The 15,153-nt window shown below is 71.3% G+C and carries 16 protein-coding genes; 12 read left to right on the forward strand and 4 right to left on the reverse strand.

The genetic code is table 11. The features are described 5' to 3' along the window. Positions 1 to 67 precede the first annotated feature (67 nt). Positions 68 to 1,387, forward strand: a complete 1,320-nt coding sequence (locus ITJ64_RS10530; RefSeq protein ID WP_194680563.1) for an MFS transporter — start codon at positions 68 to 70, stop codon at positions 1,385 to 1,387. Here ITJ64_RS10530 and ITJ64_RS19355 read toward each other — a convergent pair. Next, the gene (locus ITJ64_RS19355) at positions 1,356 to 4,001 is read right to left on the reverse strand and encodes a LuxR C-terminal-related transcriptional regulator (RefSeq protein ID WP_194680564.1); all 2,646 of its coding nucleotides are present in this window, start codon (positions 3,999 to 4,001) and stop codon (positions 1,356 to 1,358) included. The genes ITJ64_RS10530 and ITJ64_RS19355 overlap by 32 nt on opposite strands. 118 nt (positions 4,002 to 4,119) lie before the next feature. Here ITJ64_RS19355 and ITJ64_RS10540 point away from each other — a divergent pair, with 118 nt between their 5' ends. The 4 genes from ITJ64_RS10540 (at position 4,120) to ITJ64_RS10555 (ending at position 6,355) form a co-directional block, all read left to right on the forward strand. Continuing rightward, positions 4,120 to 4,347 (forward strand): PLDc N-terminal domain-containing protein, encoded by a 228-nt coding sequence (locus ITJ64_RS10540; RefSeq protein ID WP_228507784.1) that lies wholly within the window; start codon positions 4,120 to 4,122, stop codon positions 4,345 to 4,347. Between the two features lie 10 nt (positions 4,348 to 4,357). Then, positions 4,358 to 5,146, forward strand: coding sequence for a hypothetical protein (locus tag ITJ64_RS10545; protein WP_194680566.1), 789 nt, complete (start codon positions 4,358 to 4,360; stop codon positions 5,144 to 5,146). Between the two features lie 256 nt (positions 5,147 to 5,402). Further along, a complete protein-coding gene (locus tag ITJ64_RS10550; protein ID WP_194680567.1) occupies positions 5,403 to 6,098 on the forward strand; it encodes a hypothetical protein in 696 nt (231 codons plus the stop codon). Beyond that, positions 6,095 to 6,355: a PLDc N-terminal domain-containing protein gene (locus ITJ64_RS10555; RefSeq protein ID WP_194680568.1), complete on the forward strand. Its 261-nt coding sequence runs from the start codon at positions 6,095 to 6,097 to the stop codon at positions 6,353 to 6,355. The genes ITJ64_RS10550 and ITJ64_RS10555 overlap by 4 nt, the downstream gene beginning before the upstream one ends. Here the strand turns inward: ITJ64_RS10555 and ITJ64_RS10560 are convergent. Genes ITJ64_RS10560 through ITJ64_RS10570 form a run of 3 tightly spaced genes read right to left on the reverse strand, consistent with a single transcriptional unit; the run spans position 6,352 to position 7,419 of the window. Next, complete coding sequence (locus ITJ64_RS10560) at positions 6,352 to 6,660, reverse strand: transcriptional regulator (RefSeq protein WP_194680569.1); 309 nt, start codon at positions 6,658 to 6,660, stop codon at positions 6,352 to 6,354. The genes ITJ64_RS10555 and ITJ64_RS10560 overlap by 4 nt on opposite strands. Next, positions 6,657 to 7,088, reverse strand: coding sequence for a chemotaxis protein CheY (locus tag ITJ64_RS10565; RefSeq protein ID WP_194680570.1), 432 nt, complete (start codon positions 7,086 to 7,088; stop codon positions 6,657 to 6,659). The genes ITJ64_RS10560 and ITJ64_RS10565 overlap by 4 nt, the downstream gene beginning before the upstream one ends. Before the next feature lie 58 nt (positions 7,089 to 7,146). Next, on the reverse strand, positions 7,147 to 7,419 hold the full coding sequence (locus tag ITJ64_RS10570) for a hypothetical protein (RefSeq protein ID WP_194680571.1): 273 nt from the start codon (positions 7,417 to 7,419) through the stop codon (positions 7,147 to 7,149). A 93-nt stretch (positions 7,420 to 7,512) separates the two neighbouring features. Between ITJ64_RS10570 and ITJ64_RS10575 the strand changes: the two genes are divergently transcribed. From ITJ64_RS10575 to ITJ64_RS10605, 7 genes are all read left to right on the forward strand, one after another. Then, entirely contained in the window at positions 7,513 to 8,295 is a 783-nt protein-coding gene (locus ITJ64_RS10575) for a Pr6Pr family membrane protein (RefSeq protein WP_194680572.1), read from the forward strand. A 173-nt stretch (positions 8,296 to 8,468) separates the two neighbouring features. Then, positions 8,469 to 9,596, forward strand: coding sequence for an ABC transporter substrate-binding protein (locus ITJ64_RS10580; protein ID WP_194680573.1), 1,128 nt, complete (start codon positions 8,469 to 8,471; stop codon positions 9,594 to 9,596). Continuing rightward, entirely contained in the window at positions 9,593 to 10,393 is an 801-nt protein-coding gene (locus ITJ64_RS10585; protein WP_370545132.1) for an ABC transporter ATP-binding protein, read from the forward strand. Before ITJ64_RS10580 ends, ITJ64_RS10585 begins: the two co-directional genes overlap by 4 nt. A gap of 32 nt (positions 10,394 to 10,425) precedes the next feature. Further along, a complete protein-coding gene (locus ITJ64_RS10590; protein WP_194680574.1) occupies positions 10,426 to 11,277 on the forward strand; it encodes an ABC transporter permease in 852 nt (283 codons plus the stop codon). A gap of 58 nt (positions 11,278 to 11,335) precedes the next feature. Beyond that, a complete protein-coding gene (locus ITJ64_RS10595) occupies positions 11,336 to 12,670 on the forward strand; it encodes an NtaA/DmoA family FMN-dependent monooxygenase (protein ID WP_194680575.1) in 1,335 nt (444 codons plus the stop codon). Then, a complete protein-coding gene (locus ITJ64_RS10600) occupies positions 12,667 to 14,115 on the forward strand; it encodes an MFS transporter (RefSeq protein ID WP_194680576.1) in 1,449 nt (482 codons plus the stop codon). Before ITJ64_RS10595 ends, ITJ64_RS10600 begins: the two co-directional genes overlap by 4 nt. 28 nt (positions 14,116 to 14,143) lie before the next feature. Continuing rightward, positions 14,144 to 14,965, forward strand: a complete 822-nt coding sequence (locus ITJ64_RS10605; protein WP_179546287.1) for a GntR family transcriptional regulator — start codon at positions 14,144 to 14,146, stop codon at positions 14,963 to 14,965. The last annotated feature ends 188 nt before the right edge of the window (positions 14,966 to 15,153 follow it).

A 15,153-nucleotide genomic window follows, 5' to 3' on the forward strand; every position in this document is an offset into this window, starting at 1 on the left:
TGCTATCCCGGACTGGCATAGTGGGCGGTCACCTGATAGCGGCCTGGTTCGCGGTAGCCTGTCGCGAGTGAGCGGCAGGGGCGGCAGGGGCGACAAGCGGCAGATCGGGCTGTTCGCCCTGGTCAACCTCGTGCTGCTGGGGTCGCTGACGGCGCCCGTCATCACGGGGCTGCCGCTGCGCATCGCGGGGCTCGTGGGGGAGGATCAGCGCACCGAGACTCTCGCGTTCGTGACCGTGTGCGGGGCGATCGCGTCGGTGGTCGCGAATCCGCTGTTCGGCATCCTGTCTGACCGCACGCCGGGGCGGTGGGGGCGACGGCGGCCGTGGCTGCTGGCGGGGGTGGTCGGCGGGTGGGGTGCGTCGCTGCTCGTCGTCAACGCCGACTCGGTGGCCGCGCTCGCGATCGCGTGGGTGCTCGCGCAGACGGCCTACAACGCCTCGCTCGCCGCGGTGGCCGCCCTGCTCGGAGATCAGGTGAGCGAGCGCAGCCGGGCCCTCGCATCCGGGATCTTCGGCGCCGCCGCCTTCCTCGGAACGCTGCCTCCGCTCGTGCTGGCCGCGGTGCTGCCCGGGCGCATCGACATCGTCGTCATGGCCATGCCGACCGTCGCCGTGGTGGTCGTGCTGGTGGCGTGCCTGCTGCTGCAGGATCCGCCGCTGGGTGCTCAGGCCATGACGAGAAGAGTGGGCAGGCCGGCCCTGCCCGATCGCGACGAGCTGCGGCGGGCCCGGCCGTTTGCCCTGGTCTGGCTGCAGCGGTGCCTGATGCATCTCGCGTTCGGGCTCGTCACCTCGTTCACCCTCTTCTTCGTCAGCGACCGGATGAGCCTCAGCCCCGAAGCGGCCGGCCCCGTCGTGGCACTCGTCACGCTCGCGGGCGGGGCATCCATCGTCGTGTCGGCGCTGGTCACCGGCGCGATCGCCGGCCGGCGCGGCGACTACCGCCGGTACATCGTGCTCGCCGCCGTGGGACTCGCGCTCGCTGCGGTGCTGCGCGGGTGCAGCACCGAGATCGCCCTGCTGGTGGCCGGAGCGGCGCTCGGCGGGCTCGCCCTCGGCGCCTTCTACGCCGTCGACCTGGCGCTGGCGCTCCGCACCATCCCTGCGGCCAAGCACGGCGCCTACCTTGGCGTCTTCAACATCGCCGAGACGCTGCCCGCGACCGTCTCGCCCGCCATCGCGACCGTGCTGCTGCTGATCGGCGGCGCCGACCCCCTCTCGGGCCGGCCCGACGACTACCTGGCCCTGTGCCTGACGGCCGCCGTCGTGGCGCTCGTCGCACTGCTGCCGCTGCCGGCCCTCCGCGGCGTGCTCACGCGCGAACCCGCGGCCGAACTGGTGACCGACTCCGAGCTCAGCGGCCCGCCCATTCGCTCGCCGAGGTGATGCCGAGCACCGTCAGCCGCGACACCGCCTCGGCCCGGCTCGTGACCCCCAGCTTGCGGTAGAGCGAGCGCACCTGCGACTTCACGGTGTTCGGCGACACCGAGAGCGCGGCCGCGATGTCGGGCAGCGCGGCGCCGGTGCTCAGGTGCCGCGCCACCTCGAGCTCACGGGGTGTCAGACGGATGCCCGACAGCTCACCCGCGATGAACGCCCGCTCCCGTGCCCGCTCGACCCTCGCGGCCTGCTCGGTCGCGCCCGAGCGCTGCAGCACGGCGACCAGCTCGGTCAGCGCCGGCCGCGGCACGAACGCGAGCGCCAGCTGCTGGCGGCGCTCGGCGGTGAACGCCAGCGCGGACGCCGCCGCGCGCAGCGTCTGCTCGTCGTCGCCGAGCTGCGCGAGGGCGGCGGTCGCGAGCACGAGCGCCTCGCCGCGGCTGCGGCTGGAGGCCGCCGGGGCCGACTCGGGCGGCAGCAGCATCAGCGCCTCGTCGGGCAGCCCGCGGGCCAGCGCGATGCGGGCGCGGCTGACGGCCAGGCGCGGGTCGAGCGAAGCGGGTGCGCCGGACTTGGCGCGGCTGGGCGACGGCACGGGTCCGAGCGCGCGGATCGCCGCCGGCACGTCGCCGTCGGCCAGGTGCGCCAGCACGAAGGTGTGCCGCAACCGGTCGGTCGAGAACGCCGAGGCGTTGCGGCGGCGGTGCTGCGCGCGCACGGTGCTCTGCAGCCGGTGCAGCGTCTCGCCCGAGTCGCCCCGCATCAGGCCGATCACCGTGTCGAGGTGGGCCAGCAGGCTCCAGTGCTCGATCGTCTCGCGGTGCGGGTCGAGGATGCGCACCCGCCGGTCGGCCTCGTCGAGGTCGAAGGCCTCGAGAGCGAGGAAGGCGCGCGCGATCTGGTAGAAGCTGCCCGAGTAGCCGTCGAGCCAGCCCTCCGGCCAGTCCCGCTGCGACGCCTCGTCGACCGTGGCGGCCGACTCGGGCAGGTCGCCCGCGATGGCGTGCACGCCGGCCGTCATGCCCAGGGCCAGGATGCCCGCCGTGAGACCCCGGGCGTCGCTCACCGCCGTCGAGCGGGCGAAGGAGTCGAGGGCGAGTTCGGTGCGTCCGTTGTAGAAGAAGGTGGTGCCGGCCTGGTTCCAGAGCGAGGGCTCGTTCGGCCCGAGCAGCTCGTGGTCGGCGGGCGACATCGAGCGGAGGGTGTCATGGCAGCGGTCGGCCGCGACGAGGGCCTGGGGCATCCGGCCACTGACACGGAGGGCGGCCGCCTGCACGCCGGCCAGCAGCGCACGGTCGGGCGGGCTGGCGCTCGAGGCCTGGCGGTTCGCGCCGTAGCTCGCCAGGGCGAAGAACTCGAGTGCGCGCAGACGGTTCGAGCGGCGGGCGTTGTAGATGATGGCCAGCATCATCGTGACGAGCGGCAGCTTGCGCAGGGTGAGCACCGAGACGTGCGTGAAGAGCTCGCGCACCTGGCTGCCGTGGTTGCGCAGGAGCACGTGCCAGCCCTCGCGCACGACGGCGGTGGCGAGCGCCCAGTCTTCCTGCTGGCGGGCCCGGGCGAGGGCGCGGTAGACGTAGCCGTGCTCGGCCTCCCAGCGGGCGGTCGCGAGCTCGAGCGCGCGCACCTCGCGCGGGTGCTCGGCGCGCAGCAGCCGTTCGAACGCCTCGCGCATCAGGGGCGCGTAACGGAAGCGCGCACCGGTGGCGGGGGAACCGGTGCGAAGGCCGAGGCCCTCGCGCTCGGCTCGGGCGAGCATCCGTTCGCTGTCGTCGTCGCCCGAGAGGGTCGTGGCCAGCTCGAGGGTGAGCTCGTCGGCGACCGAGGTGCGGGCGAGGAAGTTGACGAAGCGCGACTCCCACTGCTCGGTCGCGATGCGGCGGGCCAGCAGGTCGGCGAGGGCGTCGGATGCGCGGGGGTGCGGGCGGGCGGGGGCGTGCGCTGCTTCGGCCGCCGTCTGGCCGGGTGACTCGCGGTGGGACGGGGCCTGGGCCTGGGCCAGGGCTCGGGCGATCAGGGGGGAGCCGCCGGACGCGAGGACCTCGTCGAGGGTGCCGTCGGCCGCCTGCGCGCCGAGGATCGCGCGGGCCTCGTCGGGAGTCAGGGCCAGCTGCTCGGGGCCGAGCACCAGGGCGTCGAGCGTCAGGGCGAGACCCGGGTCGGTGAGCGCCGAGCCGCTGCGCGCGGTCGTCCTCAGTCGCAGGGTCGGCAGCTCGTGCGCCTGGGCGATCAGGCCCTCGACGGCCGGCGCCGTCAGTCGGTCGGCGTCGTCGACCACGAGCACGAGCTCGCCGAGGTCGCGGAGCGCTCGCCGCAGGAGCTGCCAGGGGTCGGTTCCGGCGCTGACCGCCTCGCCGAGGTGCCGGAGCGGGCCGTCGGCCGGGGACAGGCCCGAGGCGATCAGCTCGTCGGCCAGCTGCTGCACGAAGGCGCGCGTGTCGACGTCGCGGTCACGCACCCGCAGCCAGAGCCCGTCGGCAGCAGTGTCGCGGGCCCACTGGGCGAGGGCGACCGTCTTGCCGAAGCCCGCGGGGGCGTGCAGGGCGACCACCGGGGTCGGGCCCTCGAGCTGCTCGCTCAGCCGCAGACGGCGGAGGGAGTCGACGGGTGTGCGCGGCACTCCCCACAACGCCATACGAGCTCCCCGGTCGGTCAGGAGAAGTCTAGGGGCGGGGCGCCACTGCGTTCTTCGCGCCCGGGGCTCGTGTTCTCACGGGGCTTGTCCCAGGATGGAGGGCATGTTCTCGAACGTCGACGGCGGTCATGCGCTGATCCTGCTCCTCGGCCTCGCGGCCTTCATCCTCTTCATCGCCGCGCTGGTGAGCATCATCAAGGCGCCGCGGGCGTCGACCGCCGAGAAGGTGATCTGGGTGCTGGTGGTGCTGATCCTGCCGCTGCTGGGGTCGATCGTGTGGTTCGTCGTGGGCAAGCGGTTCGCGACGGCGGGTGACCCGCCGCGGGCCTGAGGTCGGGCTGATGGACAGGGACTTCCCTCCGGCGCCGGCGCGGGCGCCCGATGTCGAGGACCGGTTCGTCGGTGGGCGGGTGTGCGACGAGCTGTGGGTGGCCGAGTACCTGCCGCAGTGGACGGCGCCCTCTCGGTCGGGGGCGCGGGTGGCTCCGGCGGGAGCATCCGGAGTTCGCCTGCTGATCGAGGAGGATCAGCTCGACTGGCGCGAGGAGGATGCGCCGCTGCGGGTGTCGAACCTGCAGACGGCGGTGTTCTCGGGGCCGGTGGGGTCGGAGCGCGGGACGCATCGGCATCGGCCCGGGCTGCGGGTTCGCACGGCGGTGCCGACGCGGCTGCTGTGGACGCCGTCGTCGGGGCGGGTCGACGTGACCGTCAGCGCGAGCGTCGACGAGGGGTGCATGCTCGCGGTGTGGCTCGTGGGGGTCGAGGAGGGGTCGGCGCGCGACTGCGGGGAGATCTGCGTGGTCGAGATCGATGCGGCGGCGGTGGGGCCTTCTTCGGTTCGGGCGCGGTGCGGGCTCAAGGCGCACGGGGATGATCGGCTCGAGACCGACATGCGGTCGGTGACGGTGCCGGTGGGTGCGGCCCGGGCCCACACGTGGTCGGTGGTGTGGGGGCCGGCGGGCACGGTGATCGGGTGCGAGGGGCGGGTGGTGTTCTCATCGTCGGCGGCGCCGGGGTATCCACTGCAGCTGATGGTCGATGTGTTCGAGATCGGGCCGCGGTCGGGGGCGTCGGCGTACCCGAAGTCGGCGGTGGTGCACGCGGTGCGAGGGTGGAGCGGGCCGCTCTGAGCGGCTTGTCCTCGGCGCCTGGGGGGATATGCGGGGGAGCCGTGAAATGGGGATCACCCGGCGCCCCCGCACCCGTTCATGATCGCTCCCCTGGGGTGCGGTTCGTGTGGCGGCCGGCACTTTTCACCCGACTCTTCATCCTCCTGGAAAAGCGATGAAAGCTCGCTTCTTCCGCGTCGCAACCCAAAGTGGAAGCTAGTAGTACCCCCGAATAGGGGGCAGACTTCTGGTGGGTGGGGTAGGAGAGGAGAGAGTCATGTTCACCCTGCCCAATGGGAAGACGGTTGCCGCGCTGTCGGTGGCTGCCGGTCTCATCATGACGCTGGTAGGTGCTCCGGCGGTGTCGATGGCGGCGCCCACCGGGCCGTCGGCGTCCCCTGTCGACATCGACGCGATGGAGGAGCTGTTCGAGAAGTTCGGGGTGCCCGAGGCGCAGCAGCACGTCCTGCTGCAGGAGGCGCGAAGCGGGATCCCGTGGGACGTGTATGCGCCCGCCCCCTCGGTTCGTGAGGCGTGGAATGCCGATGGCTTCACGTACACCGTCGACCGGTTCGCGGACGGATCGTTCCGAGCGGTCGGCATCGAGGATCCGCGTCCGGCGAGCCCGGGGGCGGTGACGCAGTGCTCCATCTCGACGGGTTCGGGCTACTCGAACGCCGACAACTGCCAGATCGACGGTGTCTGGGGCAGCGTGCTGCTCGGCGCCGTGAACGTCGACTACACGATCGTCGACGGGCTGCCCGATCGGATCACGGATACCGGTTACGGCTATCAGAAGTGCTACGCGCCGACCACCTGTTCGTCTCCCGGGCTCGTGGAGTCCGACGACGTCGAGGATGACGGCCCGGCATTCGCTCGGTGGCAGTCGGATGTGACGGCGGCCTGGGGCAGTTGGAACGTGTGGTTCCAGCTCAACGTCGGTGGCGACCGCGCCTATCAGTCGAACTCATGAGCACCGGATCGGTGGTCCTCGACGAGTCCGTCGAGCCGGTGGTGCCCTTCGGCTTCGAGATCGGAGGTGCACTCGTCGCCGTCGTCTGGTTGGCGCTGCTCATCGGTGCACTGATCGGAGTGGTGCGCTCGCAGACCCTTTCCGGTGCGCAGCGGGTGCTGTGGGCGGCTGCGGTTCTGCTGCTGCCGCTCGTCGGTGCGCTCGCGTGGTGGGTGCTGTGGCTGGTGGTGCGGAGTGCGGCGCAGCGTCGCGGCTAGGCGTCGCCCGCGATGGAGCGGAGGGCGTCGAGGTGGGTGCGCCAGGCCGCTCGGCCCGCGCGGGTGAGGGTGAGGGAGGTGCGGGGCATCTTGCCCGCGAAGGACTTGCCGATGGTGAGGTAGCCGGCCGCCTCGAGGGCGGAGGCCTGCTTGCTGAGGGCGGAGTCGGTGATCTCGACGGCATCCCTCACCTCTTTGAAGCTCAGGGTGCCGGCGCGGTCGAGGGCGGCCACGATCGAGAAGCGCACCGGGTTGGTGAAGACGTCGTCGAGTCGGTGGCGGGGGTGCGGCTCGGTGGCCGTCACGAGCGGGCCTCGCGGGCGGCGCAGACGATGCTCACGACGAGCACGAGGCCCGAGGCGGCGGCCGCGAGCGGCACCGAGCCGTGGGCCCAGATGACCACCGCGAGGGCGGCGGCGTAGCTGACGAACCAGGCGGCGATGTAGGCGGTCCAGCGGCGTCCGCGGGAGAAGGCCGAGCGGCCGCGGATGGAGAACATGAAGAACACCAGCAGTGCGAAGACGACCGTGAGGGTGGCGAAGTAGGCCAGGCCGAAGGTGTCGCCGGTGGTGACGGCCATGGCGAAGGTGCCCAGCGACGTCGCCACGCCGAGGGCGAGGATGAACGTGATGTACGGCCAGCGCGTGGCGTTGTGGGCGTCACGGCTGAGGGTCTCGGCGCGATGCAGGAGCTCGCGGGCCTCGTGCGGGGTGACGGTGGGGGTGGTCTCCATGGGGATCTCCTTGTCTCGTGAGATCAGTATGGCAAGTAGTTTCCAACTTGGCAAGTAGTCAGTCGCCGCCTCCGCCACCTCCCCCGTCGCCGCCCCCTCCGTCGCCGCCGCCACCGCTGTCGCCCCCGCCGCCGTCGGACCAGCCGTCACCGCCGGTGCTGTGGTCGTGGTCGTGGCCGTGGCCGTCGGTGCTGCCCGAGTCGCCGTAGACGACCGTGGAGCCTCCGCCGTCGCCACCGCGCCCTCGACCGCGGGCCGTCTGCACCACGACCAGCACGACGACGATGAGGATGGCGACGGCGACGAGCGCCCCGACGACGATGTTGTCCATGCTCCGACGGTACGCCCTGGCACGGGCGGGCGCGGGGGCGCTACCCTGGGGCGACGCGGCGGGGTGACTGTCGGGGGCTCGGGGGAGTGCGGCATGGTGGGTTCGGCGACGGCAGCGGCGACGACGGCGACGGGGGCGGATGCGCGGGCCCGCGCGGCCCGGATCTGGTACGGCGCCATCGCGGTGGTGGTCGGGGTCGCCCTGGTCATCCAGATCGTGCTGATCTTCACCGGCGGGCAGGACGTGAACTCGAGCGAGAACACCGCCGACGAGTCGCTCGCGACGCGGTTCGTGCGGCTGTTCAGCTTCTTCACGATCCAGAGCAACCTGTTCGTGCTCGGAACGTCCGTGGTTCTCGCGCTGAACGTGCACAAGGACGGGCGCCTCTGGCGCGTGCTGCGTTTCGACGCGCTGATCGGGATCATCATCACGGGGCTGGTGTACGAGACGGTGCTGGCCCGGCTCGTGCATCCTGAAGGCTGGGCCCTGGCGGCGACGATCGGGTTCCACTACATCTCGCCGTGGGCGACCGTGCTGGGCTGGCTCGTGTTCGGGCCCCGGCCGCGGATGTCGTGGGCGACCGCGGCGCTCGCCTTCGTGTGGCCGCTGGGGTGGCTCGTGTACACCTTCGTGCACGGGGCGGTGACGGGGTGGTACCCGTATCCGTTCCTCGACGTCGACACGATCGGGTTCGGCGACTCGGTGCGGAACTCGGCGGTGGTGCTGGCGATCGCGGTGGTGGTGGCGGTGGTGCTGAGGCTGCTCGACGGGCGGCTGCCGTCGCTCGTGCGGGACGCGCCGGGGCGGGTGCCGGGCCGCGTGAGCCGCGACGCACTCGGCGGAACCCCGGATCCGGGCCGGCGCGACACGGCGTAACCCGGCACCCGGCGCACCGACCGCCCGTGATTCCGGGCGCGGAGGCCCCTCGCCCACGGCGTAACGTGCGGTGACCGACCGCGCAACACCCCCGCTGTGCGCCGCGGATAGCGTCCTCTCCATCGACATGACCCCCTGAACCGGGCGGTCATCCACGGAGGAACGGGGCAATCATGAGTGGTCTCTCGACAGGTCTGAGGGCGGGCATCGCGGCGGTGGGCGCGATGGCCGCCGCGGTCGCACTGGCCGGATGCGCGAACGGGGCGAGCGCGTCGGACGACGCCGTGGCGGCCGGCGCCGACTGCACGGAGACGACTCCCGCGCACCTCGTCATCGGCACCGCCGACCTCGACGTCTCGTACATCCCGTACGGCATCCTGGCCGACGAGCTCGGCTACTTCGCCGAGGAGTGCATCGACATGACCATCGACGCGGCGGCGGACGGTCTGCTCCAGTCGCTGACGAGCGGACAGGCCGACTTCGTGATGTCCTCGCCCTCGGAGTCGCTGTTCGCCGGCAACGGGGCACCGATGGGCGCCGAGATGATCTACAACCTCATCCCCGACCTCAACATCAGCCTCGCGGTGCTGGATGACTCGCCTCTGACCTCGGTCGGCGACCTGAAGGGCGCCGTCATCGGCACCTGGGGTCTCGGCCCCTATGCCGACGCCTACGTCTCGCGATCGCTCGAGCCCTACGGCCTGACCCTCGACGACGTCACCCTGATCGAGACCGGCTACGGCACGACACCGATGCAGGCTCTCGACACGGGGGAGGTGGATGCGGTGCTGTACTGGCCCGGCCTCTACACATCGTGGGAGCTCGCCGGCTACCCGACGCGGGTTCTCGAGGGCACCGAGTGGTCGTCCACCATGGACGGGATCGGCATCCTGACCACCGACGAGATCGTCGCCGACGACCCGGAGTTGGTCGAGGGCGTGTCGCGAGCGATCGCCAAGTCGACCGTCTACCTCAAGCGCTTCCCCGAGAGCGCCGTGCGCGCCTTCTGGGCCGGCTACCCCGAGCGGGCACCGCTCCCCGGTGAGGACGAGACCGCCGCGATGGCGGCCGACCTCGCCATCCTGGACTCCACGCTCGTCTCCATGGGGGTCGACGACCGCCCCGACGACACGCTCTGGGGCGACCAGAGCGCCGAGCGGTGGCAGAACCAGATCGACTACTTCGTCGAGACCGGGATGATCGCGCCGACCGGCGAGGTGCTCCCGGACACGTTCTTCAGCGCCGACCACATCGCCGCCGCGAACGACTTCGACCACGACGCGATCGTGGAGCAGAAGTGACGCTCGCCCAGTCGGAGCCCCGCGTCGACACCTTCGAGGGATCCATCACCCTCCGCGACGTGACCATGGAGTTCACCACGCGGGACCGGGCCTCGATCCGGGCCGTCGACACGACGTCGCTCACGATCCCGAGCGGCCAGTTCGTCTCGGTGCTCGGCCCGTCGGGCTGCGGCAAGTCGACACTCCTCCGGATGATCGCCGGCCTGATGCCGCCGACGTCGGGGTCGGTCTCGATCGGCGGCGAGCCCGTCAGCGGACCGAGCCGCAAGGTCGGCATCGCCTTCCAGACGCCGTCGCTGCTGGAGTGGTACACGGTGGCCGAGAACATCGCGCTGCCCGCCCGGATGGGCCGTCGTCCGGCCGACAAGCGGTCGGTCGAGCGCCGGGTCGAGGAGCTGCTGGCCACGGTCAAGCTCGCCTCGCTCGGCGGGAAGTACCCGAGCGAGCTGTCGGGCGGGATGCGACAGCGGGTCGCGATCGCCCGCTCGCTCATCACCGACCCCGCGGTCATCCTGATGGACGAACCCTTCGGGGCGCTCGACGCGATCACCCGCGAGCACATGCACGACGAGCTGCTGTCGATCTGGCGCGAGTCGGGGGCGACCGTGCTGTTCATCACCCACGACATCGCCGAGGCCGTCTACCTCTCCGACCGCATCGTCGTGATGTCGCCGAGGCCCGGCAGGATCGTCGCCGACATCGCCAACGAGCTGCCGCGCCCGCGGAGCTCGGCCACCCGCGCCCTTCCCGAGTTCACGCGCCTCGCCAGCGAGCTCCGCGTGCACATCAACCACTGACCCATCACCCCCTGACGTCGAAAGGCTCCGCCATGACCGAGGTCCTCCAGCCCGCCGCCACGACGGCGCCGCGTCGCCTGCCCGCCCCGTCGCGATCGACCGCGCGCACCTCCACGTTCGTGCTCCGCCGGATCCTGACGGTGCTGGCGTACATCCTGGTCGCCCTGCTGCTCTGGCAGGTGTTCATCAGCGTCTTCGACGTCGACCCGCTCCTCGTGCCCGGACCGATCCCGGTGCTGCAGGCTCTCGGCACCCAGCTCACCTCCCCGGTGATCTGGTCGGCCGCCTGGGTGACCTTCCAGGAGGCGATCTTCGGATTCGGTATCGGCGCGACCGTCGGCATGGTCATCGCGATCGCCCTCGCGGAGAGCCGTACCCTCTACCGGCTCGTCAACCCCTACATCGTCGCCTTCCAGGCGATCCCGAAGGTCGCCCTGACGCCGCTGTTCATCGTCTGGTTCGGCTTCGGCATCTGGTCGAAGGTCGTGCTGATCGCCACCTTCACCTTCTTCCCGGTGATGGTGAACATGTACCAGGGCCTCCGCAGCACGACGAGCGAGGAGGAGGAGCTGATGCGGGTGTCGCACGCCACCCGGTGGCAGCGCTTCCGGCACCTCCGCCTGTACCGCTCGCTGCCGTACCTGTTCGCGGCCTTCGAGGCGAGCTTCGTGCTCTGCCTGACGGGGGCGGTGCTGGCCGAGCTGCTCGGCTCGGGCACGAGCGTCGGGCTAGGCACCCTCGTGCAGATGTACACCTCGACCTACAACATGGCCGGCCTGTTCGGCATCATCACCCTGCTCTCCCTCTTCGGTGTGGTCTTCGACCTCATCGTGAAGGGCACCGCCCGGGTCGTCCTGCGGTGGAACCGCAGCTCCGGCCACTGATCCGGCACCGACCACCGATCCAGCACGACCACTGATCCAGCCCAGAACGGACCCCCTCGTGGCCTCGAACCAGCAGCACATCAAGCTCATCTGCGACCTCTCGCTCATCCACTCGAACGCGAAGTGGCTCTACCCCGGGTCGTGGGAGAACTACCCGAAGTACGGCGACCCGGCGCTCTACCTCGACATCGCGCGGATGCTCGAGCGGGGCAAGTTCGACGGCGCCTTCTTCGCCGACGTGGCGGGCACGCCGATGGTCAACGGCTCGATGAAGGACACCGTCGAACTCGGGGTCGCCTGGCCCCGGCACGACCCGATCCCGATGGTGTCGGCCATGTCGGTCGTCACCGAGCGACTCGGCTTCGTCACCACGATGTCGATGACCTACAACCACCCCTTCCACGCGGCCCGCATGATGGCTAGCCTCGACCACGTCACCCGCGGCCGGGTCGCCTTCAACGCCGTCGTCAGCGGGTTCCCGCAGGAGGGCCAGAACTACGGCTACGACACCATCCCCGACCACGAGTGGCGCTACGACCGGGCGGCCGAGTTCCAGCAGGTGCTGACGAAGCTGTTCGAGTCGATCGAGCCCGACGCCATGCTCTGGGACCAGGAGACCGGCATCGTCGCGGACGCCTCGAAGGTGCACCGCATCGACCACGAGGGCGAGCACTTCAAGGTCATGGGGCCGCTGCCCGTCGCCCCCTCGCCGCAGGGACGACCGATGCAGGTGATGGCGGGTCAGTCGGACTCGGGCATGCGCCTCGCCGCGACCTACGCCGACCTGCAATTCGCGGGCGCGAACGGCCACGCGGGCAAGGGCAAGCACCGCGCGCGCCTGGACGAGATGTGCCGGTCGGTCGGCCGCGACCCCGACGACGTCGGCATCGTCTGGGCGGGCTCCTTCGACGTGGTGTCGGGGCCGGCCGAGGAGGACGAGATCCGCCGGAAGCTGCGCGAGCAGTACTCCGACCGGCTGCTGCACGTGTTCCTCAGCCAGTGGTGGGGACTCGACGGGTACGAGATCGACCCCGACGCGTACGTGCACGACGTGATCGCCGAGGTGCGCGGCGCCGGGATCGCGCCGAACTGGGGCTACCTCGACATGGCGATGACCGCCACGACGCCGACCACGAGCATCCGCGAGTACGCCCGCGAGTGGCTCGTCTACGGGGCCGAGTACATCGGCACGCCCGAGCAGATCGCGGACTACATGGAGGAGGCCTTCCACGCGAGCGGGGCGAACGGCGGCTTCATGATCGCTCCGCGATCGGGCGTGCCCGCGGGTATCGAGCGCTTCGTCGACGAGGTCGTGCCGGTGCTGCAGCGGAGAGGGCTGTTCCGCACCGAGTACTCCGGGGCCACGCTGCGCGAGAACTTCAAGGGCCGGTGAGCCCGCGCCGGCGCGCACCCGCCCTGGCGGCGCTGTTCATCGCGCTCTTCTTCGCCGTCGCCTCGAACACCATGGTGCTCACGGGGCTGCCGCAGATCATCGGCGACCTCGACGGCAGCCCGCTGCAGTACACCTGGATCGTCACCACCTCGCTGCTCGTGCTCGCCGTGACGACGCCCGTCTGGGGGCGGCTGTCGGAGCGCATCTCGGGCACCCGGCTGCTGATGCTCTCGCTCGGCCTCTACCTCGTGGGCTCGGTCGGCGCCGGAGCGGCGCTCGACCCGTGGACGATCGTCGCGTGCCGCGTGCTGATCGGCGCGGGAGCGGGAGGGATCGTCACCCTGGTGCAGCTGATCGTGACCGACCTCACGACGCCGAAGGAGCGACCGGCCTACTTCGGTGCGCTCGGCTCGATCACCTCGGTCGCCGCCATCCTCGCCCCGGCCCTCGGGGGCATCATCGTCGACCTGGGCGGCTGGCGCTGGGTGTTCTGGTCGACGGCGCCGGTCGCGCTCATCGCGCTCGTCATGGTCTGGCGGTTCGCCCCGTCGGTCGCGCCGCAGCATTCGGCACGGGGCCGCTTCGACGTGGCCGGCACCGTCATCATCGCGGCGACGGTGACGGTGGCCATGGTCGCGCTCTCCCTGCTGCAGCGGATGCCCGTGCTCGCGATCGCCGTCGGGGTGCTGTCGCTCGTGCTGCTCGGCCTGGCCGTCCACATCGAGCACCGCGCGGCTCAGCCTCTGGTGCCCGGAGCGCTGGTGCGGAACCGGCACCTTCTCCTCGTGCTCATCGCGTCGGGTGTGGGCGGCGTCGCCGCGTTCGGCACCTCGGTGTACCTCGCGATGTACTTCCAGACGGTCCGCGGGGCGACCGCCGGAGAATCCGGGCTCCTGCTCATCCCGCTGTCCGTCGCCACGCTCGTTGCGTCGCTGCTCGCCGGCTACGTCGTCACCCGCACCGGCCGTGACCGAGCGGTGCTCATCGCGGGCATGGTCAGCATCGTCGCCGGGTACGGGATGCTCGCCTTCCTCGGTCGCGACACCCCGCTGCCGTTCGTGGTCGTCGCCGGCGCGGCCGTGAGCCTCGGGGTGGGGGCCGTCGGCCAGCAGCTGGTGGCGACCGGGCAGCGGTTCCTGCGGCGGGACCAGCTCGCCGTCGGGTCGGCGCTGATCCTGTTCCTGCGGAGCCTCGCGACCGTGCTCTGCCTGTCGGGCTTCGGAGCCCTGCTGGCCTTCGTGGCTTCGCAGTCCCCGGAGTCGTCCGCTGTGCTCGACGGGGTGCGCCTCGTGTTCATCGCCTGCCTGGGCGTGGGGGCCGTGGGCTTCACCGTCGTGCTGGCGCTGCCGTCGAGGCATCGGGACGAGCGGACCTCGGCAGGAAATGTCCCGATCACATCCCGTAATGAGCCCGAAACGGCGGTGTGGTCAACTACTCCCGAGTGATGACTCGGTTCTCACGACGAGGGATTCGATGACACGAGCGAATGCAGGGCGACTGAGGGCGGTCGACGACGAGGCGGTGGCGGCGCTGCTCAGCGAACGGCTGCGCAAGGGCCACGCCCTGCAGCAGTCACCGCGACGTGTCTACTCCCTGCTCCGCTCGGCCATCCGCACCGGAGAGCTGCCGGCGCACACCCGACTGGACGAAGCCGATCTCGTCGTCGAGCTGAAGACCAGTCGCAACGCCGTCCGCCTCGCCCTGCAGCAGCTTGACGCCGACGGCCTCGTCGACCGCCGGCCGGGCCTCGGCACGGTCGTCGTCTCGCAGATCCAGTCGTTCCCCGTGTTCGAGTGCGTCGGTCCGGCGATCGGGGTGACCGGTGCACTGCTCCTGCTCGAGAACCAGCGCATCCCGCCGACGCCCTATCTCTCCTCGCGCATCGGCGGTGGCTCGGAGCCGCTGCACATGTCGGAGTTCCTCGTGCGGGTCGGGGGGCAGACCGTCGGGGTGTTCTCCCGCTACGGGCATGAGCGCGCCGAGGCGCTCGAGCAGGACCGCCCCTTCCTGAAGCCCGGCGACCTGAGCTGGTACCGGCGCATCCACGGGTCGGCGCCGGGCGACATCCGGGTCGTCATCGAGGCGACGGGGGCGGATGCCCGCACGGCACGGCTCCTCGGCGTCGAGGAGGGCTCGCCGCTCCTCGTGCGCGAGACGCTCTACTTCGACCAGAACCACGACCCCGTCGAGCTGCACTCGACCTATCTCGACAGCCGCCGGGCATCCCTGCTCGCCGTCGTGACCGACGGGGAGCTCCAGCACGACGCCGTAGCGCAGGTGATTCCGCCTCGCTGAGGCGCCGGTGGCGCGGCACGGCGTAACCGCGTGCCGCGGCGAGCAGAAGTGCTGGTGAGATGGCTGTTATCTCGGCATGCCAGGCGTCGGCGCATCGGCGCAACGGTGCGGAAACGACGACCTAACGCCGTCGAAACCGCCGCCGTGTTCACTGATGACGTGTCCCCGACCGTCGGCGGCACGGAGGA

Origin of the sequence: Herbiconiux sp. VKM Ac-1786 (assembly GCF_015350805.1) — a bacterium.
Lineage (GTDB): Bacteria > Actinomycetota > Actinomycetes > Actinomycetales > Microbacteriaceae > Herbiconiux.